Below are 24,282 nucleotides of genomic sequence, written 5' to 3' on the forward strand. Positions count from 1 at the left end.
AATGTCAAACGATGCCCGGCCGACCGAGCTGCTCCTCCTATTTCAACGCCTTCTTTCCGAACCGGACAGGATAGAGGCGCCCGTTCATGCGCTTCGCCGCAGCGACCATTTCGGGATAGGGCACGTCCGCGACCGACACGAAGCCGACATTGTAGTTTTCACCGTCATAGGAACGGCCGGTCAGGGGTGAATCGACATATTGGAACCAGTGCGCGCCGACGAACCACGGATTGGCGATCACGGCGTCCATGTACCGCTCATATTGCGCGGCGCGATCTTTCTGGTCGGACGCGAGGATCAGGCCAGGGTGATATAGTCCGGCGTCGCTCGCTCCCATGTGGAATTCACCGATCAAGCTGGGCTTGTCGATCTTCGCAAGGAAGCTCCACGCGCCTTCGTGCGGGATCTCGCGATATTCGTTGTAGCTCATGATGTCGACGAACTCGCTTGCCGCCTCGATGACTTCCGGCGTCATGCCCCAGGTCGCAAAACGCACGCCCATATAGAGGTGCTTGGGCAACACCTCATTGAGCGCGCCATCGACGACACGGAAATATTCGCGCGCATATGCCTTGAGCAGCATCGCATAATCGGCCTGTCGCGCGGCGCCATGCTCCTTCAGCACCACACCCTTGGCCAGCGCGTCCCAGGACGCGATGTCTGCACCCCACGCCGTATTGAGCGCGGCCACGGTGCCATATTTCTTGCGTAACAACTTGACGAACACGGCCTTGGTTGGACTGTCGGAGGCGCTGCGCGATAAGGTGTTGATCACGATGCCATATTGGCCTTGGGGCGTGCCCACGCGGCCCCAGCTCTTCTCATTGTCGATGAAGATGCCGGCGCACCACGGACTGCCCCGCACCTCCGAAGCCACCGACCGTGCGGTGACCCGGGCACGTTCGGCAAAAAGCGGGTCGAAAGGATCGGGTAGCGGTGCCCAATAATCGTCGCCGCTGCTCACCGTCTTGAAATTGCCGATGATCCAGCCGTTGGCAAAATAGGGAAGCTGGGCCGTGGCGTAGTAGCTAGGATCCAGCCAGTTGCCGAACGAGGTGAACCCCCAGTCAATCATGCGCTTGGTCGTCACATCTCGCCAAGCCTTCATATAGGACGCGGGCGAGGTCTGGCCGTATCGCCGCTCCAGGTTGGCGCGGTAGAAGCTATAGGCTTCCCCCTTGTCGAGCGGGCCGGAATGGCCTTCGCGGCGATAGTCGAAATGATCGCCCAGCGGATCGTTATATCTGGGAATCCACTGGAACATTTCGCGCCGCAGCTGGGACGCCACGAAGCGGCCAGGCAATGCCGAATCCGGCACCCGATAGAGGCCGGCGGAATCCTCGGGCGTCACGTCGTTCGCATCGCGCGGCTTCACCGACCCCGGCTTGAAATCATAGCCGGTCATGGTCGTCAGATTGGCCATGCGAATATTGTCGATGCCGGTGGCGAAGTAGAGATATCCCTCGGGATCGACCATCGCCCATTTTCCGTCGACCTTTTCGGTGCGGAAGAAGCCGGTCGCCTCGAGCTTGGGTCCATTTTTCCAGCCGCCGTAGCGCGAGCGGTCAGACAGTGCCGCGCCGCGCAGTTGCGCGACCTCGGCGCGCGCCGCCGCCTGCAGTTGGGCATCAGATTTGACCTTGCCCACAAAGTCGATCTTCGCCGCCTGGCCATAGCGATCAACGATGCCCTTCAGATAGCTGGGATCGGTCGGCGGATTGCGTACGATCCGGACCTTGTCGATCGTGATGCTCCGGTCGCTCGCCAGGCTGATCGATCCGATCTTGAATTCGCGAATGGCCGCCAGATCGAGCTCTTTGCTGCCCCACATCCACGTGAATTTACGCCCGACGCCGCGCCAATAATCGGGATCTTCGCGCAAGCCGGTGTCCGCCTTGAGATCCGGCCCCTTGAGCGGCGCATAATAGGTGCCGCCCCCACCGGCGGGAATGACCGTACTGCGGGTTGCGGCTCGTCCCTCTCCATCGACGATGTCGAGATTGAGCTGAACCGATTCACCGCCGGGATTGCGGATTTCCAACGCGAGGCCAACAACATCCCCGCCGCGCCAGTCCCATGGCTTGGCGGGCCGGAAAGTAAGAGAGGTGTACAGATTCTCACGTGACTGGAGGTTGGCTCTCAGCGCATGCCCCTCAGCGGTCTTCGCAATCGAAACCTGCGCATTGGCAGCTTGGAGCGAGGCGGGCACGATGCCATCCTCGAAATCGAAAATCATATCCTGGGCAGCGGCAGAACCGCTTGAAACAGGGGACTGCGAACTGGCGCCGACCGCCATCGTCGATGTCAACAGCGCCAGAACCGCAATACTGCCTCGCTTCACGCACACTCTCCCGTCACACTCGGCGAGCTTCGCCGATCCAGGCTTACAATGTCGACTGTCGACATTGTGTCAAGTAGTGCGTGCGCTGGAGGTCGATAATTCGATCGTCCACCGATCAGCCAATAAGGCTTATCGGTGGCTCCGGGCGCGCGCGTCCCAATGGGAGATCAGCATAAGAAGCCGCGCATGGCCTGTTGATCGGATGCCTTCACTGGCTCGCACGCATCCGCCGCGGGCAAAAGACAACTGCCAGTTCTCTCCGCTGAATATTGCCGCGAGCGGTGACGACTGCCGGTGCCGACAAGTTGCACGCCGTCAGCGCGATACGCATGTCCCCAGCGAGAGCATGGTTCGCCCCTCAGCCTGTTTTGGCGACCAGGCGATCGTCCGCATGCGCCCAACCCTGCGGCGCGGCCTGCTGGTCAATAGGTCGTCCGCCCGCCTGACATATCAAATGTTGCCGCGGTGGAGAAAGTCGCGCGGTCGGAGACGAGGAAGCATATCATCTCCGCTACCTCGTCTGGCGTACCCGTACGGCCCATCGGGATCTTGGAAACCATGTAGCGGATTTGATCCTCGCTCACGTCATTGAGCATTTCGGTCGCGATAACGGCCGGCGTAATGGTATTCACCGTGATGTTCGTGTCGGCCAATTCCTTGCCAAGCGCCTTGGTCAAGTTGATCACCCCCGCTTTCGAAGCGGAATAGGCCGAGGCATTGGGATTGCCTTCCTTGCCCGCGACCGATGCGATCGTAACGATCCGGCCATAGTTCTGCCGGCGCATATGCGGCACAACCGCACGGCAGCACAGGAACACGCCGCCGAGATTAACGCGCATTACCTGGTCCCACACATCGGGGGGAAAGCTCTCGACCGGGGCATTAACACCGGCGATACCCGCCGCTGTGACCAGGATGTCGATCCCGCCCATCAGTGCCACCGCCCCCTCGGTCACGGCGGCGACCTCGTCCGCATCCGCTACATCCACCGTCTGGGTATGAAGGCTTCCCGTCGGAGCAAGCTTGCGCTCCACTTCCGCCAGCTGCTCGCCGTTGCGATCCCACAGGCTCACAGTTGCTCCGCGCGCCAGCAGCATCCGCGCCGCCACAGCGCCCACGCCGCGCGCCCCGCCCGTGATGACCGCACGCTTGCCCGCAAATTCCCGGCTGCTCATGTTGCTCTCCTGCTGCCGCTCGTCAGGCGAGCGGCTCGACGGTCTGGGCCTGTTCACCCAAGCCTTCGATGCCCAGCGTCACGCAATCACCCGCCTTCAGCCATTGCGGCGGCTTCATACCCGCGCCCACGCCCGGTGGCGTGCCGGTGCAGATCAGATCGCCAGGCTCCAGCCGTGTAAATTCACTCATATATGAAACGACGGTTGCGACGTCGAAGATCATCCTGGACGTACTGCCCGTCTGCTTGCGCTCCCCGTTGACGTCGAGCCACATGGACAGCGACTGCACGTCCTCCACGGCTTGGCGCGTCACCAGATGCGGCCCGACCGGACAGAAGTTCGGGAAGGACTTGCCCTTCACCCACTGACCCTCGCGCTCCATTTGCCAAGCGCGTTCTGACACGTCGTTCACCAGCACATAACCGAACACATATTCGAGCGCAGCGTCGGGCGACACGTTCAGCGCCGCTTTGCCGATCACGATCCCAAGTTCGACTTCCCAGTCGAGCTTGGTCATTTGCGGCGACATCAGGATCGGATCGTTCGGTCCGCAATAGGTGACGGCCGCCTTGTTGAAGAGGATAGGCTCCTTCGGAATCGCCATCCCCGCCTCTGCCGCGTGGTCGCTATAGTTCAGGCCGATGCACCAGATCGTCCCTGGCTGCGCCATCGGCGCGTCGATCCGCCGGCCGGTCAGATCGACCAGCGGCAGCGATGTGATTTCAGTTGCCGCAATCCGCTCGATCAGCGCATCGCCAAGCGTTCCTGGCCCAAGATCGGGCACCAGGGTAGAAATATCCCGGGCGCTGCCGTCAGCATCGAGGATGCAAGGCACGACCCTCCCGTCCCCCATGTCTACCCGAAGAAACCGCATGTATAATTCCTTTCGTTCATCTGCCTCAGGGCCGCTTCGCGCCCCACCAAGTTCCCTCGATCGGACGTCCGCCGACGAACGCGCCCATCCCCGCCTGTCCCTGAAAGCGCAGGCATTCGTTCCATTTCGCCATCCGCTCGGATCGCGCGAACGAGCCGACTTTCAGCTGTCCGGCATCAAGCCCCGCCGCCAGGTGACAGATCGACACATCCTCAGTTTCGCCCGATCGTGCGGAGACCAGCGTGCCAAAGCCCCGCTCCTGAGATGCGCGGAGCGCCTCAATCGTCTCGGTCACCGTGCCGGCCTGATTGACCTTGATGAGCGAAGCGTTGCAGCCGCCCGCGTCTGCTGCAGCCTCGATCAGCCTTGCATTGGTGACGAGATAATCATCGCCGACGATCTGGAGCCGGTCGCCCCAGCGCGCGGTGAAGGCGCGCATGCCTTCCGGGTCGCGCTCCGATGCGGGATCCTCGATCGATACAATGGGATAGCGATCGACCCAATTGCCCAACCGCTCGAGCCACTCACCGCTATCCAGTTCAAGTCCGTCTAGGCCAAGGACGTAGCGGCCGTCGCGCTCGAACTCGGACGCGGCGACATCGAGCGAGATGACGACGCGCTCGCCGGGCACCTCACCTGCCGCCTCGATCGCCTGGACCAGCAGCTCGAGCGCCTCCTCGTTGGTCGAAACCGTCGGCCACCATCCGCCTTCATCCGCGACCCCAACGGCCCCGCCGCGCGCCTCCATGAGCCGGCCGGCAGCGTGATAGACCGCGTTGGTGACTTCCATGACCTCCTCGAGATCGTCTGCGCCGGGCACCATGATCATGAAATCCTGGATATCCACGCGCCGCCCGGCATGCGCGCCCCCGCCAAAGATCTGAATCTCCGGCAGCGGGATGGTGGGCGTCGCGTCGTGCCCGTCGGCCAGGTAACGCCATAGCGGCAAACGGGCGCTGGCCGCAGCGGCGTGCAATATTGCGAGCGAAACCGCGACGATCGCGTTGCCGCCAAGCTCCGTCTTGAGCGGTGTGCCGTCCAGCGCGAGCATGGCCGCATCCACGCCGGCCTGATCCGCCGCGGGCATGCCCCGCAGTCGTGCTGCGATCGGCCCGTTGACGTTGGCGACGGCGCGCGAAACGTCTTTGCCACCGAGGCGCTCGCCCCCATCCCGAAGCTCGATCGCCTCGCGCTCGCCGCGCGACGCGCCGGACGGCGCGATCGCACGCCCGATGCTGCCGTCGGTGAGCGTCACTTCGGCTTCAACGGTCGGGTTGCCGCGCGAATCCCACACGCGGCGACCGAGTATCGATTGGATGGTGCTCATGCGCGTCGCGCCTCCAGTCGGGTAGCGATGTGCTCAATGGTGGCAGCTGGACGGTCGATCAGATCAAGTGCAATGGAGCGGACGGTCTGTTTCGCCTCGGCATGCAGATATTCGACCGGCGATTTGCCATCGACTCGCGCCAACAGCAGCAGTGGGGCCAGATCAGCAACACGCCTCTCCAGCGCCGCCACCGGCTCCCAATCGAGATGCTCGCAATAGCCGTCCCATAGCGCCCGCGCGGCGCGGAGCAGCGCTGCATTGCTGTCGGGAATGTGCACCCACTTCAAGAGCAGGTGGTTGAGGCAGAAGCCGATATCAAACGCGGGATCCCCCATCGTGGCGCATTCGGCGTCGAGCAGCACCGGCACTCCGTCGCGCACTAAAATGTTCTTGGGGCTGACATCCCCATGAATGAGCGCGATCCGACAAACGCGGTATTGTTCAGCCAGCGCCAGCACCCGCGCTTCGAGCTGCGGATATGTTGCGATCAGATGGATGAAATAAGGCTCGACGCGGAGCGCGAAGAAATCCTCTGCCGTGCCGAAACGGTCGGGGTCTAGCACGCGGCCCGCGGATGCGGCGTGGAGGCGACCGAGCAGCCTGCCCGCTTCCCGCGCAATCCCGGAATCGACCCTGCCGGCAACCAGTTCATCTTTCCAGTTGCGAGCGCCTCCGGCAACCATCTCCATCGCAAAGCCCTGTTCGCGCTCACTATGGCCATATAGTCGCGGCACCGAGTCCGGCGCCACAGAGGCCGCAAACTTCAGCCACGCATATTCCGTGCGATTGCGGTGGATGGGCGCCTCCCATCGAGCCGCCACTCGGAGCACTTCGAGGGCGAACTTTGCGCAATATGCCTGACCGTCGACATCGACGCGAAGCACGTCCGACGACACTCCGCCCGTCAGGCATGTTGCGGCAATCACGGCCTGAGGCCCTGCGAGGCCGAGCTCTTGCATCAGTCGCCGGCATCGTTCGATCAGTTCCGGGTGAACCATCCCATATCCATTGTTCACGTGAACAATGGCGCTATTGCGTCTTCGCGAATATCATTGCAAGCAAATAGTTCCCCGTCAGAAAGATCTGCTGTGCCGGCCAAGGTAACTGTCAAGACACTCGCTCGGGAGCTCGGCATTTCGCACATGACGGTATCGCGCGCGATCAACGATCATCCCAATGTCAGCGTCGATATGCGCGAGCGGGTCCTGAAACTGGCGCTCGATCGGGGCTACATCCAGTCGTCCGCCGCCAAGGCGCTGCGCGGGATGAAATCCGGCACGATCGGGCTGCTGCTGCCCAATATCGTCAACGACTTCTACGCCCGGTTCGCCCAGGCCTTTGGCGACCTGTGCGCAGCGCGGCGGCTTAACCTCGTTATTCATCTGACAAGCGAGGACCCGGAACGTGAGCGGCAGGCGCTCGAGCAACTGCGCGGGTTGCACGCCGATGCTGCGATCATTGTTCCCACCCTGGCAGATGAGGGACGGGCAGCGGAAACCTCCGGGGAAACCATACGTCGTCTATACTTGATCCGAAGCCCGGCGGTGCCACGGCCTGCGCAATTCGTAGGTATCGATGATACCGCCGCGATCGACGAAGCGGTGGCGCACCTCGTCCAGCACGGGCATCGCTTGATCGCATTCATCGGTCCGTCCTTGGCGCTGTCGTCGGGACGCGGCCGGCGGGAAGCGTTCGCGCGAGCGATGGCTGCTGCGGGCCTCTCGCCCAGCGATGAGCGCACATTGTCCGGACCTGCCGTCTACGATCACGGTCGGGACAGCGTACGTAAATGTCTGGCACTCGAGGTTCCGCCCACTGCAATCCTGTGCGCCGGCGTTGAGATCGCTCGAGGCGCGCTTGAACAATTGCTGGAGAACGATGTGCTCCTCGGCGAACAACTGGCGTTTATCGGCTATGGGGATCCCGCCGTCTATCGTTGGCTCAATGGCGGCGTCTCGACGATCGGCCTCCCGACCGAAGCCCTCGCGCGATCGACGTTCGAACTGGCCCTCTCAGACGACACGACGACCGAAGCTGCAATTCAGCATCGAGCCAGGCTGATCATCCGCCGCTCATCGGGACCGACCGAACCGAGTCACGTCCCACGCGCTGCCTCGGCGGTGTCATAGACCAGACGGAATCCGACATTGCTGGCGCCCATGCCGCTGTCTCGACCCGTCCGCGCAGCGGGGCGATAGCGCCGGCAATAGTTAGGCGCGCAAAGATAGGACCCGCCCTTGATCACGCGCGACGGCATGCCCGGATTGCCCGGATCATAAGCGTCATTCTCGGATGGGCCCTTCGGATCGCGCGTCGGCCTGGCTGGATCGTGACCTGGCGCATAGAAATCGCTGGTCATTTCCCACGCGTTGCCGACCATGTCATAGAGTCCGAGCGCATTGGGCGCGAAACAGCCAACCGGGGCGAGGCCTTCAAAACCATCGGTCTTTTCATTCGCGACCGGGAAGACGCCCTGCCAGCTATTGGCCTCTGCCGGTTGGGCGATGTAGTCGGGCTGGCCGGCCTTGGCCGCGAACTCCCATTCTGCCTCGGTCGGAATTCGGCCGCCGCGCCAATTGGCAAATGCCGCCATATCGGCATAGGCCAGATGCACCACCGGCTCACTGGGGCGATATTCAGCACCGGTCGGACCGTAAGGCTTGCGCCAGCTTGCGCCCGGCACATATGCCCACCAGTCGCTATAGCGGTTACTGGCGCGCGAAGGTTTGGTGAACACCGCCGACCCTGGCTTCAGCATGTCGGGCGGAATCTGCTCCGCTGGAACCTGGAAAATGTCGGGGTCGACTGGCTTCTCAGCCACCGTCACATATCCAGTTGCAGTTACAAACGTTGCGAAGGCGGCGTTCGTCACCTCGCTGCGGTCGATCCAGAAGGGGCTGACCTCGACCATGCGGACCGGCCCCTCCTCGGCGTAAACACCCGATTGTCCCATCTCGAACTTGCCGCCCGCGACCTCAACCGCGCTAGCCGCCTTTTCGCTGGCGCATCGGCGCGCCAACCCTGAGGTTCTGTCCATCTGCGCGACTGCATTGTCCGGTTCCGCGCCGCCGCACGCCGATAGCGCAGCGAAAGCCGAAACAATCGCCACGCCAGCGACGGCCTTGCCATATGCCGTGCACGTGGCGAATGAGCCTGCGAGCGGGAACGAGCGAACAAAGCCGATCAAAATACTCAACATTTATCCGTCAGCGAGCTGAATCTTACCAACCGCCGTTCCACTGAATGCAAGTTCAAACGCCTGCTCGATCTCACTCAGCGCAAACACTCGTGCGATCAACTTGCCAAAGTCAAACTGTCCACCCGCGATCACCTCAACCGCCTCGCGAAATTCCCGATTGAACTGAAATGATCCAATCAAGCTGATCTCCTTGAGCATGATTCGCTGTAGCTCGGGCGCGGTCGAGCCGGCTTGCAGATTGGACAGGACGACGACTCTACCTTGGCGGCGTACTGACTGAAACCCCTGATTGAGCGCCACGATGCTGCCGCTTGCCTCGATCACGCAATCATAGGCGCTGTCGGCCGGGGGCTCGCCCTCGCCGATGACGAAGCCTTGGCTTGCGCCGATTTCACATCCGCGCTCGACTGCCTCCGAGCGTAGGTCGGAGCAGTGAACGGTCGCTCCGCGCGAGGCTGCCGCGATAACGCTCAGCAACCCCATCGGCCCGCAGCCCAATACGAGCACGCGTGACCCCTCACCCACTTCACCCAGCGTGGCGGCGTGGAGCGAGCAGGCCAGCGGTTCGGCAAAGGAGAGATGCTCAGCCGCCACGGGCGACGAAACCGGGATGCAACATTCCGCCGGAAAGTCGATTACGCTGCGGAAGAATCCATCGACATGTGGATAGGTCAGCGCGGAGCCGGGAAAGCGCTTTGCGGTACAAAGATTTTCGTGCCCGCGACGACACGCATCACATTGGTGGCAGGCGATAATGGGGTTAAGCGCTACCAGCGCGCCGCTGGCTAGGTCGCTCCCATTAGGATCGACGACATGGGCGCTGGCTTCATGACCGAGCGTGACCGGGTTTCGCAGTGGAAAACCGGCATTTCCGAAATGCCTGAAATAATGCATGTCGGTGCCGCAGATGCCGGCGCGCGCGAGCTTCAGCCGCACCCAGCCAGGCGGCGGGGGCATGGCCGGCTCACCCGGCATGACGGTGACTTCGCCGGCGGCGACCAACTGGGTGACTTGGTTTTCCATGTTGCTCCGTTTCAAAATCCGATTGAGAATCCGGCGTCCACGGGCAGTGCCACGCCATTGATATAAACGGCCTCGTCGCTTGCCAGGAAGAAGCAGGCATTGGCGACATCTTCGGCCGATCCGAAGCGGCCCGTGGGGATACGTCCTTCGATCTTTGCACGGCGCGCTGGGTCTTTGGCGAGTACGGCGCGCGTCATGTCGGTTTCGATGAAGCCCGGGCAAACCGCGTTGCAGCGGATGCCATGCTGCGCCGCATCCACGGCGATACTGCGCGTCAGGCCGATCACTGCGGTCTTTGAAGTGACGTACGCGGCAGCGCTTGGCAATGCGATCAGTCCGGCCATCGACGAGATGTTGACGATCGCCCCTCCTCGTTTCCGGTTCAGCTCGACGAACCTCGCGCTCGCCGCGAACGGCGCCATCAAATTGATGGCAATCACCGTCTCCAGTTCATCGGGCTCGACCTGTTCAACGGGCTTCTTGAGATGCACGCCGGCATTGTTGATCAGCACGTCGATCCCGCCGGCATCATCGGCGATCCGGTCGAGAAAGTCGGCGTTGCGCCACTCCGCCAAATCGGCGGCCACGAATGACAGACCCTCGCCGGAACCCAGTCTATCCAGATCGCCACGCGAACGGGCCACGACATGGACCCGATATCCGCCCGCCAGGAACCGGCGCGTCTGCGCCAGCCCCAGACCGCGATTGCCTCCGGTAATAACTGCAACGCGGCTCATGCCCGCACTCCTGAATGATGCCGATAAGCGCGGTCGACCATGGCGCAGAAAGCAACGCCGTCGCCGCTGACGATAAGCGGTGAGATATTCTCGCAGACGGTATCGACGAAGTCCGGGAACCACGACTCGCGCGGGCGTATCCAGGCGGCGTCAATCGTTGCGAAGCCGCCGCCGAAAAATCCTCCGGTGCGCGCGTCGTCGCGACGATGTTCCCAGCAATGCCGATGCGCAGGCTGACCATTGCCGGCGAGATACAGCCCGTTCTGCACCGGCAGCGATGCGGCCCATTTGGCAAAGGCAATCGCCGCCTCAGGATCGCGGCAATGGGCGGAGACGGCCAGCCCCGCTCCGCCCAGGATCGCGCGTCGCACGCCGCCCGGTTCGAAGATCGGCAGGTCGTAATACGCCAGCCGACGCCGCCGCACGCCAGGCACGGCGTAGTTTACATAGCCGAATAGACAGGGCGACTGTTCAAACTCACCGTCCCCGTCCGAAAGCAGCTCAAGTATGTGGATCGGGTTCCAGTTCAGCGCCTCCTCCGGTCCAAGCCGATAAAGCGCATGCAAGATCGCAAAGGCGCGTTCGCCAGCGCGCGAGGTGGCGAATGTCTGGCCGGTGGCCGGCAAGGCGCATCCCAGGCTCGCCAGCAACGTCAGCCACATATCGAACGCATCGACAGGCTTGAGCGGCGTCACGGCGCGCAGCCTGGCTGCATCGTCGGCCAAGAACTCGTGCCAGTATCGCGGCAGCGGCGCAGTGGCATGCTCGATGCGCACCGCCATCTGACAGGCGGCATCGATCGCATAGGCCCAGCGCAAACCTTCCCAGACATAACTCTCCGCCGATCCGCCGATCGACGCGGTCGAATCCGGCTCGGTTTCAGGCAGCGGCAACACGCAGCGTTCGGCCGCCACCGCGCCGATATGGGGATGATCAAGAACGATCAGGTCGTAGCGCTCCGCCAACCGGCGGATCGGATAGTCCGCGAAATCCTGAAGCGAGCGCCGGTCCCATTGGATCGTCGTGCCGTGCTCCCGCAGATAGTCTGTCGAGATCACCACCAGCGGATCATATCCGCGGGGATGATCCCAGGTGATGCCTCGAAGCGTGGTCATAGCGCCGGTTTCACGGCTGACACCAGCGGCGCATCATTGCCCGCGAGTTCGCGACGTAGCGCCTCGCTGTGCGCGCCAAGCGCCGGCGCCGGCGCATGTCCTCGCGGTCGGACTCCGTCAATCGAGATCGGCATGCGGGTCGTCCGGACCGAGGCTGCGTCCACGCTTGGCAGATCCTGAAGCATATCGAGTGCCGCAAACTGCTCCGTTCGCAGGAGTGCGGTCCAGTCCATGACCTCGGCGCACCAGATATCATGCGGCTGCAGCGCGGCAAGCCAGTGCGCCGTGCTGCGCATCACGATTCGCTCGGCGATCCGTCGCTTGATCTGGTCTCGCTCGACCAGGAGCGAGAGATGGTCGCCTTCCCAGGCCGGATCCGGATCGAGATCCAGCAGTGGGGCAAGCCGCTGGAGGGGCGTCATCGCCAGTGCGAGATAACCGTCGCTAGTACGATAAACGCCATAAGGCGGTGGCGCGTTGATATTGCCGTTCGAGGCTTCGGATCGGAAACGCATGGTGTTCTGGTTGGCGAAATATTCGGTGATCATCTCGAACTGAAGGTCGACCAGGCTTTCGAGCAGGCTGGTTTCGACCAGCGCCCCCCGGCCGGTCACGCCGCGCCGCACCAGCGCCGCGAGAATACCTTGGACAGCCATCGCGCCAGTATAGATGTCCCCAACCGCCAAGCCGACCGGTGTCGGCGGCGACGCCTGATCCCCGCTTAGCCACATGATACCGGACCGCGCCTGGGCGAGCAGGTCCTGCCCTGGCAGCTTGGCCCAGGGACCGTCCCTGCCATAGCCCGATATGCTGGCATAAATGACACGGGGATTGATCGCGCGCACCGCCTCATAGCCGATGCCCAGCCGCTCAGCGATGCCCGGGCGATAGTTCTGGATCACGACATCCGCGCGCTCCAGCGCCTGACGCAGGACCGCAAGATCATCAGCCAGCTTCAGATCGAGCGCGAGGCTTTCCTTCCCGCGATTGATCGCTTGGAAAAGGGTCGAAATGCGCTGGTCTCGCGTCTTGTACAGATCGCGACATGGGTCACCTCCGTCGGGGCGCTCCACCTTGATCACCCGCGCACCCAGGTCGAGCAGTCTCAACGCCGCATAGGGGCCGGCCAGAAACTGGCTGAGGTCCACGACCAAAAGCCCGCCCAGCGGCAGATCCGCTTCGCTCATCATCCGCTCCTCCCGTCGGGACTCAGACACCCGGCTCTCGTCAATTTGCATAGGTCGAAGTTATTTGCAAATGCCGAAATTATGGATAGGCTGGTGATATGGAAGAAACCGTCGATCTTCAGATCAGCGGGCGCGTCGCAGAGATCGTTCTGAACCGTCCCGCCAAGCACAACGCGCTGACGCCAGCGATGTACGAGCAGATCGCGGCGCATTGCGCGACTGTGAATCGCGACGATGCGGTGCACGTCGCGATCATCTGCGGGGCCGGCGAGCGTGCGTTCTGCGCAGGATCGGATATTGGCGGGCTGGCCACCTATCGAGACCCCTGGGCGTGGCGCAACCGCAACGACTATATCGCGAGCATCCGCAGTTTGCGCAAACCATGCATCGCCGCGGTAAAGGGCTGGGCATTGGGTGGCGGGCTTGAGATCGCACTCGCCTGCGACCTGCGCGTCGCGGCGCGTTCAGCCACATTTGGCGCGCCGGAAGTCCAGCTCGGCTGGACCGGTGCCGGCGGGGCGGCGCAGCATCTGACCCGGTTGGCAGGGTATGGCAGGGCCATGCGCTATCTCCTCACCGGCGACCGTTTTTCGGCGCAGGAGGCATTTGACATGGGGATGATCGAATGGCTGGTCGAGCCAGGGGAAGAGCTTGAAACAGCGCGGCGCATTGCAGCCGCCATCGCCGGTCATTCGTCGATCGCCACGCAATCGGTGAAGGCGGCCGTTCGTAGCGCGATGGATCATCCGGTCGACCACGGCCTCAGGATCGAAAACGAGCTGATGACGATCTGCTTCGCCATGGCCGCAAAGGATCCCGCTTCCAATTTGTTTGGAGGCGCGCAAGAAGCGGGCGAATGAACGACAAAGCTGTTCCCGCCGCCGCACGCCGCGCACGCGTGCACCGCCCCCGGGGCGAGGCAGGTCCGGCGCAGGTACCCGCGCTCGGCAAAGGACTCGATGTCGTCGAGTTGCTGGCGAGTTCGCCCGATGGACTGGCCATGAATGAAATCGCCGACCGTCTCGGTCGCACCATGGGCGAGATCTACCGCATCGTGCTCTACCTCGCCGATCGTGGCTACGTTCAGCAGGATGTGGCGGGTCGATATGGCCTCACGCTCAGATTGTTCGAGTTGTCACATAGGTTCGAACCGACCGAACGGCTGATTTCACTGGCCCTGCCACTGATGGAGAGCCTTTCTCGCCGCGCCGAACAGTCGTGTCACCTGGCAGTTTTGAACGGTGACTCGATCCTGGTCCTCGCTTCGGTGCCAAGTCCCCGACCTGCGGGGTATTCAGTTCGAACGGGCGCCATATTTCCCGCACTTGCTACCAGTTCTGGCGTCGTGATTGCGGCATTTCTGCCCCAAGACCGTCTGGACCTCCTCGTCAATCCAGCGCCGTCCAATGAAGCCGCAAGCTTCATCGCGCGCGTTGCTGCCGCAAGAAGGCTCGGCTTCGAGACAATTGAGAGCGTCCTGGTGAACGGCGTCATCAACAGCAGCGTCCCGGTATTCGGGCGGGGGGGCATTCTCGCCGCGCTCAGCATGGGATATGTCAATCAGGCGGGCGACTCGATGCCGCTCAAGGACGCCATCGAAGCGATCAGGGACACTGCCGCCCGTATCAGCGCCGCGATGGGCTCGTCTCTCGCACCAAACCCTGGTTGAAACTGATCCTCAGCTAAGGCTCGCTCCCAAGGCATCGCTACCGTCATTTCGGCCTTGAAGCCTGTGGCACCCCGCTCTTGACGTTGTCTATCGCTCAAGCCAACGATGGTTCGCGAACAAATTATGGACAATCGACAATGGCCGATGGCGACAACATGATCATCGCGGTACGGGAGCAAATCGCGGATCGGCTCCGATCAGATATCATTTCAGGCGCACTCGCTCCCAACCAGAAGCTTACCGAGGAGGCGTTGGCTCAGCGGTTTGGTGTCTCCCGCGGCCGCATCCGCGACGTATTGCTGGAGCTTTCCAAGGAAGGGCTTCTCATTACCCGAGCCCATCGGGGAACGATGGTCAATGATATCCCAGCGCCCGACCTTCAGGCGCTGATGATCAAATTGCGACGGCAGATCGAGATCTTTGCCATCAAGCGAGTGATCAAGGATCGGCCAGAAGGATTGTTTGATCAGCTTCAGGCGGCATTTCAGGAATTGACCAAGCGCTTGCGCGAGCATGATTTTGCCGAGGTCACTAAGGCGGACATTGCGTTTCATCGGGTGATCCTCCTCGCCGCCGGCGGCGAGGACCTGGTCAATCTCTGGCAGCCTGTCATCTTGCGCATGCGAATGAACTATCAGCGCATCAGCACGCCGGAACAGGCGATCGCTGAGCATGAAGCGATAATCCATGCCATCCAGACAGGTGATGCCAAGGCAGCCATAGCCGCCATGGAGGGCAACATCCGCTAGTTCGTCCAACCCTGCCTTAGGCGACGCTATTGTCTTGCCAATGACCGGGTGGAAACTGAGTTGTCGAGAACAACGGAGGAAATGGCGCCTCCTGAGTCTGGGAATCGAACTCCGATATTGTTGCTTGCTCTCAAGGCGCTGAGGGGCACCGGTATTTCCAGCACTCCAAAAAAACGAGACCGCCCCTTTCCGCCATTATACTGATCGTATCCACGATAGTCCGTGGGTACGCTTAGCGTCACTCCGTTGAATGTGATGACCGGCTGTAGCGACTTGCCATGCTCGCGACCGACGCCCAGCCGAAGAACGGCCTCCCCATTCGCGCCCGGAGTAACGTTGGGAACCGTGAAATTATGCGTTGATCCGGCGACGATATTCGTCAACACCGTTGACGAACCTACCGTCGCGTAATGCCTGGATTGAGACAGCGTATGCGGCTGCGCCGGCGCGGTGCTGTAGCGAATTCGCAAGACCATCGTCGCTTCGGACCCAAGCACGACGGAACCAGGAACCGAAGCAGACGTGCTCGTACTCAATATCGGGCGACCGTTTGCGTCCGGGTATAGATGCCGTTGCTCGACTTGGGTAACGGTGCTCCCGGCTGGGATCCCAAGAAGCTTGAGATCGACCGTGCGGGGGGTGGACTCAAGGCTGTTGATGATAACGTACAGATCCTTCGCCGCTCCATCGACATAAGCATCGACGAGGAAGTCTCGATCCGCTGCCCAACTCTCCAGCCGCGTACCTTTTACGCCGTTCCATAGCCGGTAAAAATTGACCATCTCGGTGTACACCCAAGTGCCATTGCCGGCGTTTGCCGGGGTACCGTCCTCGAATGCCTGGCGCAGCAGGCGCCAGTTATAGGGTACGCTGGTCCTCCCCCACTCCCCTTTAAGGACTACAAAGGGTATAGCCTTGGCAATTCGGTCCGGCCGCTCCATGAATTGAAGCATCAGCGAATTCATCGCTTTCAGATAGAACCAGTCGCGTTGCGGGGTCCATGCATTCGGCTCCATCTGATGTGCTCGGGCACCATATTCCGAGATCACCAAGGGCTTTAGCTGTCCTCCATATGCCCAGTTCATGGCGTAATCGAGCATGTCGAAGGTGGCCTCGACGTTGCTGCCCTTTCGGTACTGTTTGTAGACGTTTCCGTTCTTTGGAATTCCCTCGAAATCATACAGATGCAGGGATACGAAATCCATGTTTCGGCCAGCCCCACCGAGCCAGGCGCCATCGCGCGCGTTCCAGCGCGCAAACAATGCGGCATTGGAGGGTTCGGCTTCTTCGAAGTCCGGAAAGGCGGGCGTATAGCCGCCAACCTGAACCTGGCGGGCCGTATTCAAAGGCCGAACCTGGTTTCGGACGCCGTCATGATAGCGAAAAACATCATTGTAGGTCGGGCGCGGGTATCCCGCGAGATGGGGAGCCGGATCGTCGATCAAGGTGTATAGCGGCTCGTTGATTGCTTCCACGAACTTGGGCTTGATGATGCCGGCGCCAGCTCCAACCGATCCGCTCTGATTGAAGTAGCGGGCGAGATAGTTGCCGATGAAATGGCCAGTGGATGAACCAAACGGTGCAGCCTGCGTATCGGTGCGGGAAAAGGCCCAACCCTGATTGGCGATGGGATATCCGTTCGGAAAGAACGGCCGTTCTTGAGCGACCAGAACCCAGCTCGCCATGCGCTTTTCGAATTCAGCGCTACCGACCACGGTGCGTTGCGCAGCTGTGTGATAACCATAGGTGCGCGGCAGCGCCGACAAGGATGCCATCGCATTCGCATCAGCATAACCAGGTTGAGAGCCCTGCGGCACCCGAGTGAGTTCATACGCCATCGACCCTGAATCACGGCCGAAATAGACATCCAAGTTTTTCACGAACCCGTTCAGCAGATCCGGAACTTCCTGGGGTTGGTTGAGGCTTTGAGCATTGCCGCCCCACCACTCCAGGTCAGAATTGATCGCGTGAATGTTTATGAACTTCTCGCGTGAAAAGCTGCTGACGCCGCCGACGACGTGGCGAACGTCGGCATTGACGTTTATCGATACGTTCACCGCAAGTGGCGCGGCCTGAGGCGGAGCCGCGACCATGGTCATAACATCTGCCGTCCTGGTCTCGCCGCTACCGGACTCCTCATAACATCCAGCTAGAAGCAGGGCCTGACTCAAGGCCAGGGGCGTGATCCAGAAGCGCACCATTGGCTCTCTCCATACCGATAGCATCAAGGTCGTTATAATTCGGCATTTGTCGACAGTCGACATTTTTAAGTGAGTGCTTCGCGAAGCAATGAAGCGGTTGACCCGCGCTATGCCGCGGTGCAGCAACGGCGCATGGCCAGCACACCGATTGCGAACAATTCCGACATCCGCTTTTTGGGCAAGGTGCTCGGCGACGTCATCCGCGACTATGGCGGCGAGGCGCTGTTCCGGCGGATCGAATATATCCGCGCCGCCTCAGTCGATCGCCATCGCGGGGTCGCCGGGGCGGACAAGATCGACCCCGGCCTCGATCGGCTGAGCCTCGATGAAACGCTCGAGTTCGTGCGCAGCTTCATGCTGTTTTCGATGCTCGCCAACCTCGCCGAAGACCGCCAGGGCATCGCCGCCGAGCCGGGCGCGGACGTCGAACACGCCATCGCCAGGCTTAAGGCGCACGGCATCGGCGCCGATCAGGTCGCGCAGTTGCTGGACAATGCGCTGATCGCGCCGGTCCTCACCGCGCACCCGACCGAAGTGCGCCGCAAGTCGATGATCGACCACCGCAACCGCATTGCCGAACTGATGCGGCTGCGCGACGAGGGCGTCGCCGAAACGCCCGATGGCGATCTGGTCGAGGAAGCGATCCTGCGCCAGGTCGCCTTGCTGTGGCAGACCCGAGTTCTACGGTTCGAGCGACTCTATGTCGCCGACGAAGTCGAAACGGCGCTCAGCTATCTGAGCGACGTGTTCCTCCCCACTTTGCCCGCGCTCTATGCTCGCTGGGACCGCGCGCTGGGCAGCCGCGTGCCGCCCTTCCTCAAGCCCGGCAACTGGATTGGTGGCGACCGCGACGGCAACCCGTTCGTAACCGCCGACTCGCTAAGGCTTACCCTCGCCCGCTCGGCCGAAGCGGTGCTCAGCCACTATCTCGACGCAGTGCATGCGCTCGGCGCCGAGCTGTCGATCTCCAACCATCGCGCCAAGATCGACGCCGCCGTCGCAGCGCTCGCCGACATGAGCGGGGACAATGCTGCCAGCCGTTCTGACGAGCCTTATCGTCGCGCGCTTTCTGGCATTTATGCGCGGCTCGCCGCGACCTACCGCTACCTGACCGGCAAAACGGCGCCGCGTCCGGGCGCGCTCAAGGGTCGGCCCTATCACGATCCTGCGGCTTTCCGCGCCGATCTTGCCACCGTCGCGCACGGCCTCGCCGCGCGTGGCGGCGAATCGCTCGCCTCAAGCGGGGCGCTCGGGCGGCTGATCCGCTCGGTAGATATCTTCGGCTTTCACCTCGCCACGCTCGACTTGCGCCAGAACAGCGCGGTGCACGAACGCGTCATCGCCGAACTGCTGAAGATCGCGGGAGTCGAAGCCGACTATGCCGCGCTGGACGAGGACGCCCGTATCGCCTTACTGCGCCGCGAGCTGGCAAGTCCGCGCCCGCTCGCCAGCCGCTATGCGAGCTATTCCGACGAGACCGCCTCCGAGCTCGCCATCGTCCATGCGGCGGCAGAGGCGCACCAGCGCTACGGTGTCGCCGCGATCCGCCAGTACATCGTGTCGATGGCGCAGTCGGTGTCGGACCTGCTCGAAGTCCATGTGCTGCTTAAGGAGGCCGGGCTCTACATTCCCGGCGACGCCCCCCAAGCGCACATCATGGCAGTGCCGCTGTTTGAGACGATCGGCGACCTCGACGCCGCGCCAGCGATCATGCGCGCCTGGTTCGCGCTGCCCGAGGTGGCGGCAATCGGCCAGGCGCGCGGCCACCAGGAAGTGATGATCGGCTATTCCGATTCGAACAAGGACGGCGGCTATCTCACCTCGACCTGGGGTCTCAGCAAAGGCTCGACCGCGCTGAAACCGGTGTTCGAAGAAGCTGGGATCGGCATGCAGCTGTTCCACGGCCGCGGCGGCGCGGTGGGACGCGGCGGCGGCTCGTCGTTCCAGGCAATTCAGGCGCAACCCGCCGGCACGGTGCAGGGCCGCATCCGCATCACTGAACAAGGTGAGGTGATCGCAGCCAAATACGGCACGCGCGAAAGCGCGGCGACCAATCTCGAGGCGATGGCCTCGGCGACGCTTCTCGCCAGCCTCGAGCCGCAGCGACTGAGCGAAGCCGATGCAAACCGCTTCGAAGCCGCGATGGAACAGCTCTCCGGCACCGCATTCAAGGCCTATCGCGACCTTGTCTACGGCACCGATGGTTTCCGCAGCTTCTTCCGCCAGATGACGCCAATTGCTGAGATTGCCGGGCTAAAGATCGGAAGCCGTCCCGCCAGCCGCAAAAAGTCCGACGCCATCGAGGATTTGCGGGCAATCCCTTGGGTATTCAGCTGGGCCCAAGCCCGGGTCATGCTACCCGGCTGGTTCGGCGTCGGCGAGGCGCTGGCGGCATTTCCCGATCGCGGTCTGCTGCGCGAGATGGCGTCGGATTGGCCGCTGTTTGCCTCGACTCTCGCCAATCTCGAGATGGTGCTCGCCAAGTCGGACATGGGCATCGCCGAACGCTATGCCGAATTGGTCCAGGACCGCAGCTTAGCCGATTCGATTTTTTTCCGCATTCGCGAAGGCTGGCACGTGACGCACGACCAGTTGCTCGACGTCACGGGCCAGGCCCGGCTGCTCGAAAAGCACCCGGCGCTCGAATCGTCGATCCGCCTACGCCTACCCTATATCGAGCCGCTCAACCTGCTCCAGGTCGAGCTGCTTAAGCGCCATCGCGCGGGCGAGTCCGATCCCAAGATCGAGCAGGGCATCTTGCTGTCGATCAACGCAATTGCGACGGGGCTCAGGAACTCGGGTTGAGCGGCACGGGAAAGTCGAGTTCGGCAACAACACCAGATGAGTTCACCGCATCGGCATCGCAGACGAACGCCTGCCCTACCCAATCCGACTGCCACACACTGTCCGTCGGCTCCGTCTTGGTCATACCTAACACTTCGCGGGGATAGCCATCAGGAACGCGATCAGGCGCGCAGCGACGATGAAGTGGACATGCGCCGTTGCTTCCTTAGTCTCGGTGGCCGAACAAATGTTTCAGCGATGCAGCGTATCACCGTCATCCCCGATCAGTTGGAGCAGCCGTTGCTGTCGCGGAAGTCCGCCTCATGCGCATCACACTATGTGCAGGGCCGCTTTCTCGGGGTAGACGACAGTGGCCTGACGCGCTGACCCGGGCATAGCTGAGGAGACATTATGGCTGGCCGTATCGTTTGTTTCGGGGAATTATTGCTTCGTCTCACTGCCCCTGGACGCGAGCTCCTGATGCAGACCGGCAATCTCGATGTGCATGTTGGCGGCGCTGAGGCAAATGTCGGCATCGGCCTCGCCAATCTGGGCCATGCCGTTTCGATGGTCAGCGCGGTACCCGACAATCCGCTTGGCCGGGCGGCGATCCGCTTCGTGCGAGGACAGGGCCTGAATACGCATAATGTACAGTTACGCGACGGGCGGATGGGGCTGTACTTCCTTTCGGCCGGCGCAGGGCTGCGCGCATCGGACATCGTCTATGATCGCGCGGCATCAAGTTTCGCGGCCGCGCCCGCAGACGCATTTGACTGGCGCGCGATTCTAGACGGCGCAGCGATGCTGCATCTGTCGGGCATCACCCCCGCGCTCGGTCCAGCAACCGCACAGGCCGCACTCTCCGCCGCACGCGCTGCTAGAGGACTTGGGGTGCAAGTGAGCTTCGACGGCAACTACCGCGCGCGCTTGTGGGAAACTTGGGACAGCGATCCGCGCGCGGTCCTGACGGAACTGGTCAGCCTCACCGACACAATGTTCGGCAACCATCGAGACATCTCGCTGCTGCTGGGCGAGCAATTCTCAGGTGATGGCCCTAACCGTCGGCGCGAGGCCGCTGAAGCCGCCTTTGCCGCCTTCCCCAACCTACAGCGAATCGCCTCGACCGCGCGGCACATCGATGACACTGACCGTCACCGCATTGCTGCGCGCGTCGATACGCGCGAACGAGGATATCAGACCGAAGATGTGGTTGTGGCCGGCATTGTAGACCGAATTGGTGGGGGCGACGCATATGCCGCGGGAATTCTTCACGGTGTGCTGTCGGGTCAGGATCTGGAGGCGACCGTCGCCACTGGCCTCGCGCTCACCTGTCTCAAACACTCGCTGCCGGGCGACGCGAGCTTGTTCAGCCAAGCGGATATCGCCGCCTTCCTTCAAGGCGCATTAGATGTACGCAGATGACAGGGCCGCGAAGGCTAGCGGCAGCTTAATCCACCGCCCCGGTTGCCTCACCTGAGCACCGGTCGTCTCTAGTGCCATGTAGTATCCCACCATTCCCGATGGCTGGCGCTCCATCCTGCCAGGAAGGTCGGCGGACTCTTGGGCAATCGTTGCACGCGCGTCCGCGATTCGGGCTTGCATGACAAAGTCCGTGTGAGGTTTAATGAATTCCGGAATCCTGAGCAGCTGATAGATCCCGGTGGACCACCGCCAACATCTATGGCTTCATAGCCCTTTCCCAGACAATCTGTTCGCCCGCGCTCTTGCTCCTCGCAGGAGGGGAGCCGGTGCAGCCCTTCAGAGCAGCGGGGATGAAAGATTTTTACGGCGTGAACATCAAATATCTATTGCGGTCGGACTATTAATCTCAAACGAAGTGGTTGGATCCACTTACCTCCCTTCAAAGCCAACACTGTCATGCGGGTATTTGGAGGCAACGACCAACTTCGCTCGATTCAACGTTCGTAGCCGCGCGGATTACTTCGCGGGTCACCAAGTCAGCCCAAGCGTTCAAAGCTTCCCGTCGCTGTTCGAAGAGTTCGGACTTATTGTAGACCCGCATGACCTTCGACCTCGTCGCCGTCGCGACGTGATTCAGTATCCGATCCGCTACATGCGGCGGCACTTGAAGAATTTCGCAGGCATGCGTGTTGAACGTCGTGCGAAAATCGTGGACTACCCAATGCGGCATCGAAGATTCGCTATCTCCGGGTGACTGCTTGATCCGAGCTGCGGCTATCGCGGCGTCGAGCCGTCTTTTTGCCTTGTTGTACCCTGAGATCGGAGTATCTCCAGTTGTAGTGAATACGTAACGAGACTTTGCTGGCCGTTCTCCAGCATTAAGTGCCTCGATGATCAGACCTCGCGCCAAAAGTGAAACAGGGATTCGAAGGGCATTGGCCATCTTGGTTTTGTCGCGTGGCAGGAGCCATACACCTTCCACTTCGGACGACAGGTCGCCCAGCGTGAGATCGTCAAGTGACATGCTGGCAATCTCCTGTCGGCGGTTCGGCAGCACGATCAGCAGTTTGTAGAGCTGCTCAAATGGGTAACCGAGCGTACCAGCCGCCGCCCAGATCTCCCGCAGTTCCTCAAGAGTGTGAAAGCGCTCGCGCTCACGTTCCCGCGAGGGCTTACGGATGGTCGCCACGGGGTTCGCCGGGACATAGCCCGCGTCCACACACCAGTTGAAAAACGCCGAGGCGTAGGCGAGCTTGCGGTTAGCTGAGATCGGTGACTTGATCGCCAACTTCTTCACAAGCGGAAGAATCTCGTCCTTCATTATTGAAACGGGCTTTCGCGAGGCGAACGGCTTGAGCAGGCCTTTCGGTCCATCGAGGGCACGGCGAGTCGCCGCGCCTGTGCGATTCTGATCGAGCACAGAAGTCTGGTAGTCGTCGAGAACGCTGGTAAGTGTCATCCGGCTCATCGCTTCACTTGCCGCCGCGCGACGCTGCTTTCGCTTCTCCTCGTTAGGATCAGTACCTTTCTCCACATCGAGTCTCGCTGCCCGGGCAGCGGTGCGCGCATCGGCGAGTCCCATCGCAGGCCAGGTGCCGAGCTTGATGCGGGACTTCTGCCCATTTTTGAGCCGCACGAGCAACGACCAGCTTGCGGTGCGCTGTCCTGCCCGGAAGCGCAGCCCGGGCTCCCGATCATCGAGTAGTTCGAGCTGCCCAGTGCTGGCTTTTCTGGCTTTAGCGACCAGCGCCTCGAGGGCTACTTTCGTGAGGGTTCCAGTCATTTCGAGCTCGCTATAGGTTCCGTATAGGATCCTTATCGGGCGTGATGGCCCGCGATCCTGTATAGATCGAGTTGGAAGCTGACGGAAGAGACCCTCTGCTTTTATTGAAGGGTATCAGCATGTTACACGACGATCGACCGCCAGTGGTGGACAATGACGGACGTTGATAGACGCGCTGAAAAGCCGTTGGGAGCGCCTCTTAATCAGCGGGTCCTAGGTTCGAGCCCTAGTGCGTCCACCACCGCAAAATCAAAGACTTAGCCCCGCCTCCCGGCACCCGGTTAAGCGGGCCATTCCGCGTCACTTAATCGCCACGTAATCCGCAGGATGAATGTCACGCCGCTTGCGGAGGTGCCACCCTACCCCTGTGCAGTTAGTGCAGTTAGTGCGGTTAGGTCAGGCGTCGTCGGCTGGCAGGTTGCGGGTGCTGAAGCGGCGGATGTAGTCGGCGTCAAAGAGTATGCCCAGCAAGACCGGCCCCCAAAGGGCGACCGCGAAGATCGCGAGCGCCCCGCCGACGCCCTTGTTCATCCCGACCAACCCCGCCACTTCACCGAGGATGACGTAGCTAAATGCGAATATCGTGGGGCCGCAAATTGCGAGAATGAAGAAGGCCGGAAAACCCCGCCGCCAGTTCTCGGCCACTCGACTCAACGAACCGTTTGCCATCGTCGCCTCCCTTGTTGCCGGGTGACG

At 61.8% G+C, this 24,282-nt stretch carries 20 protein-coding genes; 6 read left to right on the top strand and 14 right to left on the bottom strand.

Annotated features, from left to right (window positions below):
• Positions 1-37: 37 nt before the first annotated feature.
• The 5 genes from ACO05N_RS15730 to ACO05N_RS15750 all read right to left on the bottom strand — a co-directional run bounded on the left by ACO05N_RS15730 (position 38) and on the right by ACO05N_RS15750 (position 6,733).
• Positions 38-2,236: a hypothetical protein gene (locus tag ACO05N_RS15730; protein ID WP_422057943.1), complete on the bottom strand. Its 2,199-nt coding sequence runs from the start codon at positions 2,234-2,236 to the stop codon at positions 38-40.
• Positions 2,237-2,763: 527 nt separating this feature from the next.
• The gene (locus ACO05N_RS15735; protein ID WP_422057944.1) at positions 2,764-3,516 is read right to left on the bottom strand and encodes an SDR family NAD(P)-dependent oxidoreductase; all 753 of its coding nucleotides are present in this window, start codon (positions 3,514-3,516) and stop codon (positions 2,764-2,766) included.
• A 22-nt stretch (positions 3,517-3,538) separates the two neighbouring features.
• A complete protein-coding gene (locus tag ACO05N_RS15740; RefSeq protein ID WP_422057945.1) occupies positions 3,539-4,390 on the bottom strand; it encodes a fumarylacetoacetate hydrolase family protein in 852 nt (283 codons plus the stop codon).
• A gap of 25 nt (positions 4,391-4,415) precedes the next feature.
• Entirely contained in the window at positions 4,416-5,717 is a 1,302-nt protein-coding gene (gene eno, locus ACO05N_RS15745) for a phosphopyruvate hydratase (protein ID WP_422057946.1), read from the bottom strand.
• Positions 5,714-6,733, bottom strand: coding sequence for a phosphotransferase family protein (locus ACO05N_RS15750; RefSeq protein ID WP_422057947.1), 1,020 nt, complete (start codon positions 6,731-6,733; stop codon positions 5,714-5,716). The genes eno and ACO05N_RS15750 overlap by 4 nt, the downstream gene beginning before the upstream one ends.
• A gap of 72 nt (positions 6,734-6,805) precedes the next feature.
• Here ACO05N_RS15750 and ACO05N_RS15755 point away from each other — a divergent pair, with 72 nt between their 5' ends.
• Positions 6,806-7,846 carry a LacI family DNA-binding transcriptional regulator gene (locus ACO05N_RS15755; protein ID WP_422057948.1) on the top strand — a complete coding sequence of 347 codons (1,041 nt, stop codon included), beginning with the start codon at positions 6,806-6,808 and terminating at the stop codon, positions 7,844-7,846.
• Here the strand turns inward: ACO05N_RS15755 and ACO05N_RS15760 are convergent.
• The 5 genes from ACO05N_RS15760 to ACO05N_RS15780 all read right to left on the bottom strand — a co-directional run bounded on the left by ACO05N_RS15760 (position 7,813) and on the right by ACO05N_RS15780 (position 12,978).
• Complete coding sequence (locus ACO05N_RS15760; protein ID WP_422057949.1) at positions 7,813-8,754, bottom strand: formylglycine-generating enzyme family protein; 942 nt, start codon at positions 8,752-8,754, stop codon at positions 7,813-7,815. The genes ACO05N_RS15755 and ACO05N_RS15760 overlap by 34 nt on opposite strands.
• A 162-nt stretch (positions 8,755-8,916) precedes the next feature.
• A complete protein-coding gene (locus ACO05N_RS15765) occupies positions 8,917-9,939 on the bottom strand; it encodes a zinc-dependent alcohol dehydrogenase (protein WP_422057950.1) in 1,023 nt (340 codons plus the stop codon).
• 11 nt (positions 9,940-9,950) lie between these two features.
• A complete protein-coding gene (locus tag ACO05N_RS15770) occupies positions 9,951-10,676 on the bottom strand; it encodes an SDR family NAD(P)-dependent oxidoreductase (protein ID WP_422057951.1) in 726 nt (241 codons plus the stop codon).
• Positions 10,673-11,791 (bottom strand): hypothetical protein, encoded by a 1,119-nt coding sequence (locus tag ACO05N_RS15775; RefSeq protein WP_422057952.1) that lies wholly within the window; start codon positions 11,789-11,791, stop codon positions 10,673-10,675. Before ACO05N_RS15775 ends, ACO05N_RS15770 begins: the two co-directional genes overlap by 4 nt.
• The gene (locus tag ACO05N_RS15780; protein WP_206599136.1) at positions 11,788-12,978 is read right to left on the bottom strand and encodes a CaiB/BaiF CoA transferase family protein; all 1,191 of its coding nucleotides are present in this window, start codon (positions 12,976-12,978) and stop codon (positions 11,788-11,790) included. The genes ACO05N_RS15775 and ACO05N_RS15780 overlap by 4 nt, the downstream gene beginning before the upstream one ends.
• 98 nt (positions 12,979-13,076) lie before the next feature.
• On the opposite strand from ACO05N_RS15780, the gene ACO05N_RS15785 reads away from it, so the two are divergent.
• From ACO05N_RS15785 to ACO05N_RS15795, 3 genes are all read left to right on the top strand, one after another.
• On the top strand, positions 13,077-13,838 hold the full coding sequence (locus ACO05N_RS15785; RefSeq protein ID WP_422057953.1) for an enoyl-CoA hydratase/isomerase family protein: 762 nt from the start codon (positions 13,077-13,079) through the stop codon (positions 13,836-13,838).
• Positions 13,835-14,647, top strand: coding sequence for an IclR family transcriptional regulator (locus ACO05N_RS15790; RefSeq protein ID WP_079247215.1), 813 nt, complete (start codon positions 13,835-13,837; stop codon positions 14,645-14,647). Before ACO05N_RS15785 ends, ACO05N_RS15790 begins: the two co-directional genes overlap by 4 nt.
• A 137-nt stretch (positions 14,648-14,784) precedes the next feature.
• On the top strand, positions 14,785-15,396 hold the full coding sequence (locus ACO05N_RS15795; protein WP_069321520.1) for a GntR family transcriptional regulator: 612 nt from the start codon (positions 14,785-14,787) through the stop codon (positions 15,394-15,396).
• Positions 15,397-15,422: 26 nt separating this feature from the next.
• On the opposite strand, the gene ACO05N_RS15800 is transcribed toward ACO05N_RS15795, so the two are convergent.
• Positions 15,423-17,597 carry a hypothetical protein gene (locus ACO05N_RS15800; RefSeq protein ID WP_422057954.1) on the bottom strand — a complete coding sequence of 725 codons (2,175 nt, stop codon included), beginning with the start codon at positions 17,595-17,597 and terminating at the stop codon, positions 15,423-15,425.
• A 132-nt stretch (positions 17,598-17,729) separates the two neighbouring features.
• Between ACO05N_RS15800 and ppc the strand changes: the two genes are divergently transcribed.
• Entirely contained in the window at positions 17,730-20,402 is a 2,673-nt protein-coding gene (ppc, locus tag ACO05N_RS15805; RefSeq protein ID WP_422057955.1) for a phosphoenolpyruvate carboxylase, read from the top strand.
• Here the strand turns inward: ppc and ACO05N_RS15810 are convergent.
• Positions 20,386-20,526, bottom strand: coding sequence for a hypothetical protein (locus tag ACO05N_RS15810; protein WP_422057956.1), 141 nt, complete (start codon positions 20,524-20,526; stop codon positions 20,386-20,388). The two genes, ppc and ACO05N_RS15810, sit on opposite strands and share 17 nt — an antisense overlap.
• A gap of 266 nt (positions 20,527-20,792) precedes the next feature.
• Here ACO05N_RS15810 and ACO05N_RS15815 point away from each other — a divergent pair, with 266 nt between their 5' ends.
• Positions 20,793-21,803, top strand: coding sequence for a PfkB family carbohydrate kinase (locus tag ACO05N_RS15815; RefSeq protein ID WP_422057957.1), 1,011 nt, complete (start codon positions 20,793-20,795; stop codon positions 21,801-21,803).
• Between the two features lie 454 nt (positions 21,804-22,257).
• Here the strand turns inward: ACO05N_RS15815 and ACO05N_RS15820 are convergent, their stop codons facing one another.
• Together ACO05N_RS15820 and ACO05N_RS15825 are read right to left on the bottom strand one after the other, a co-directional pair.
• Positions 22,258-23,586, bottom strand: coding sequence for a tyrosine-type recombinase/integrase (locus ACO05N_RS15820; protein ID WP_079247216.1), 1,329 nt, complete (start codon positions 23,584-23,586; stop codon positions 22,258-22,260).
• Between the two features lie 396 nt (positions 23,587-23,982).
• Positions 23,983-24,255, bottom strand: coding sequence for a hypothetical protein (locus ACO05N_RS15825; protein WP_422057958.1), 273 nt, complete (start codon positions 24,253-24,255; stop codon positions 23,983-23,985).
• Positions 24,256-24,282 lie beyond the last annotated feature (27 nt).

Source organism: Sphingomonas sp. (genome assembly GCF_965227385.1).
Taxonomy (GTDB): domain Bacteria; phylum Pseudomonadota; class Alphaproteobacteria; order Sphingomonadales; family Sphingomonadaceae; genus Sphingomonas.

Coding starts and splice junctions, on each gene's coding strand:
- ACO05N_RS15730 (WP_422057943.1), bottom strand. CDS start 2,236: ATGATTTTCGATTTCGAGGATGGCATCGTGCCCGCCTCGCTCCAAGCT.
- ACO05N_RS15735 (WP_422057944.1), bottom strand. CDS start 3,516: ATGAGCAGCCGGGAATTTGCGGGCAAGCGTGCGGTCATCACGGGCGGG.
- ACO05N_RS15740 (WP_422057945.1), bottom strand. CDS start 4,390: ATGCGGTTTCTTCGGGTAGACATGGGGGACGGGAGGGTCGTGCCTTGC.
- eno (WP_422057946.1), bottom strand. CDS start 5,717: ATGAGCACCATCCAATCGATACTCGGTCGCCGCGTGTGGGATTCGCGC.
- ACO05N_RS15760 (WP_422057949.1), bottom strand. CDS start 8,754: ATGGACAGAACCTCAGGGTTGGCGCGCCGATGCGCCAGCGAAAAGGCG.
- ACO05N_RS15765 (WP_422057950.1), bottom strand. CDS start 9,939: ATGGAAAACCAAGTCACCCAGTTGGTCGCCGCCGGCGAAGTCACCGTC.
- ACO05N_RS15770 (WP_422057951.1), bottom strand. CDS start 10,676: ATGAGCCGCGTTGCAGTTATTACCGGAGGCAATCGCGGTCTGGGGCTG.
- ACO05N_RS15775 (WP_422057952.1), bottom strand. CDS start 11,791: ATGACCACGCTTCGAGGCATCACCTGGGATCATCCCCGCGGATATGAT.
- ACO05N_RS15780 (WP_206599136.1), bottom strand. CDS start 12,978: ATGAGCGAAGCGGATCTGCCGCTGGGCGGGCTTTTGGTCGTGGACCTC.
- ACO05N_RS15785 (WP_422057953.1), top strand. CDS start 13,077: ATGGAAGAAACCGTCGATCTTCAGATCAGCGGGCGCGTCGCAGAGATC.
- ACO05N_RS15790 (WP_079247215.1), top strand. CDS start 13,835: ATGAACGACAAAGCTGTTCCCGCCGCCGCACGCCGCGCACGCGTGCAC.
- ACO05N_RS15795 (WP_069321520.1), top strand. CDS start 14,785: ATGGCCGATGGCGACAACATGATCATCGCGGTACGGGAGCAAATCGCG.
- ACO05N_RS15800 (WP_422057954.1), bottom strand. CDS start 17,597: ATGGTGCGCTTCTGGATCACGCCCCTGGCCTTGAGTCAGGCCCTGCTT.
- ppc (WP_422057955.1), top strand. CDS start 17,730: ATGGCCAGCACACCGATTGCGAACAATTCCGACATCCGCTTTTTGGGC.
- ACO05N_RS15810 (WP_422057956.1), bottom strand. CDS start 20,526: ATGACCAAGACGGAGCCGACGGACAGTGTGTGGCAGTCGGATTGGGTA.
- ACO05N_RS15815 (WP_422057957.1), top strand. CDS start 20,793: ATGGCTGGCCGTATCGTTTGTTTCGGGGAATTATTGCTTCGTCTCACT.
- ACO05N_RS15820 (WP_079247216.1), bottom strand. CDS start 23,586: ATGACTGGAACCCTCACGAAAGTAGCCCTCGAGGCGCTGGTCGCTAAA.
- ACO05N_RS15825 (WP_422057958.1), bottom strand. CDS start 24,255: ATGGCAAACGGTTCGTTGAGTCGAGTGGCCGAGAACTGGCGGCGGGGT.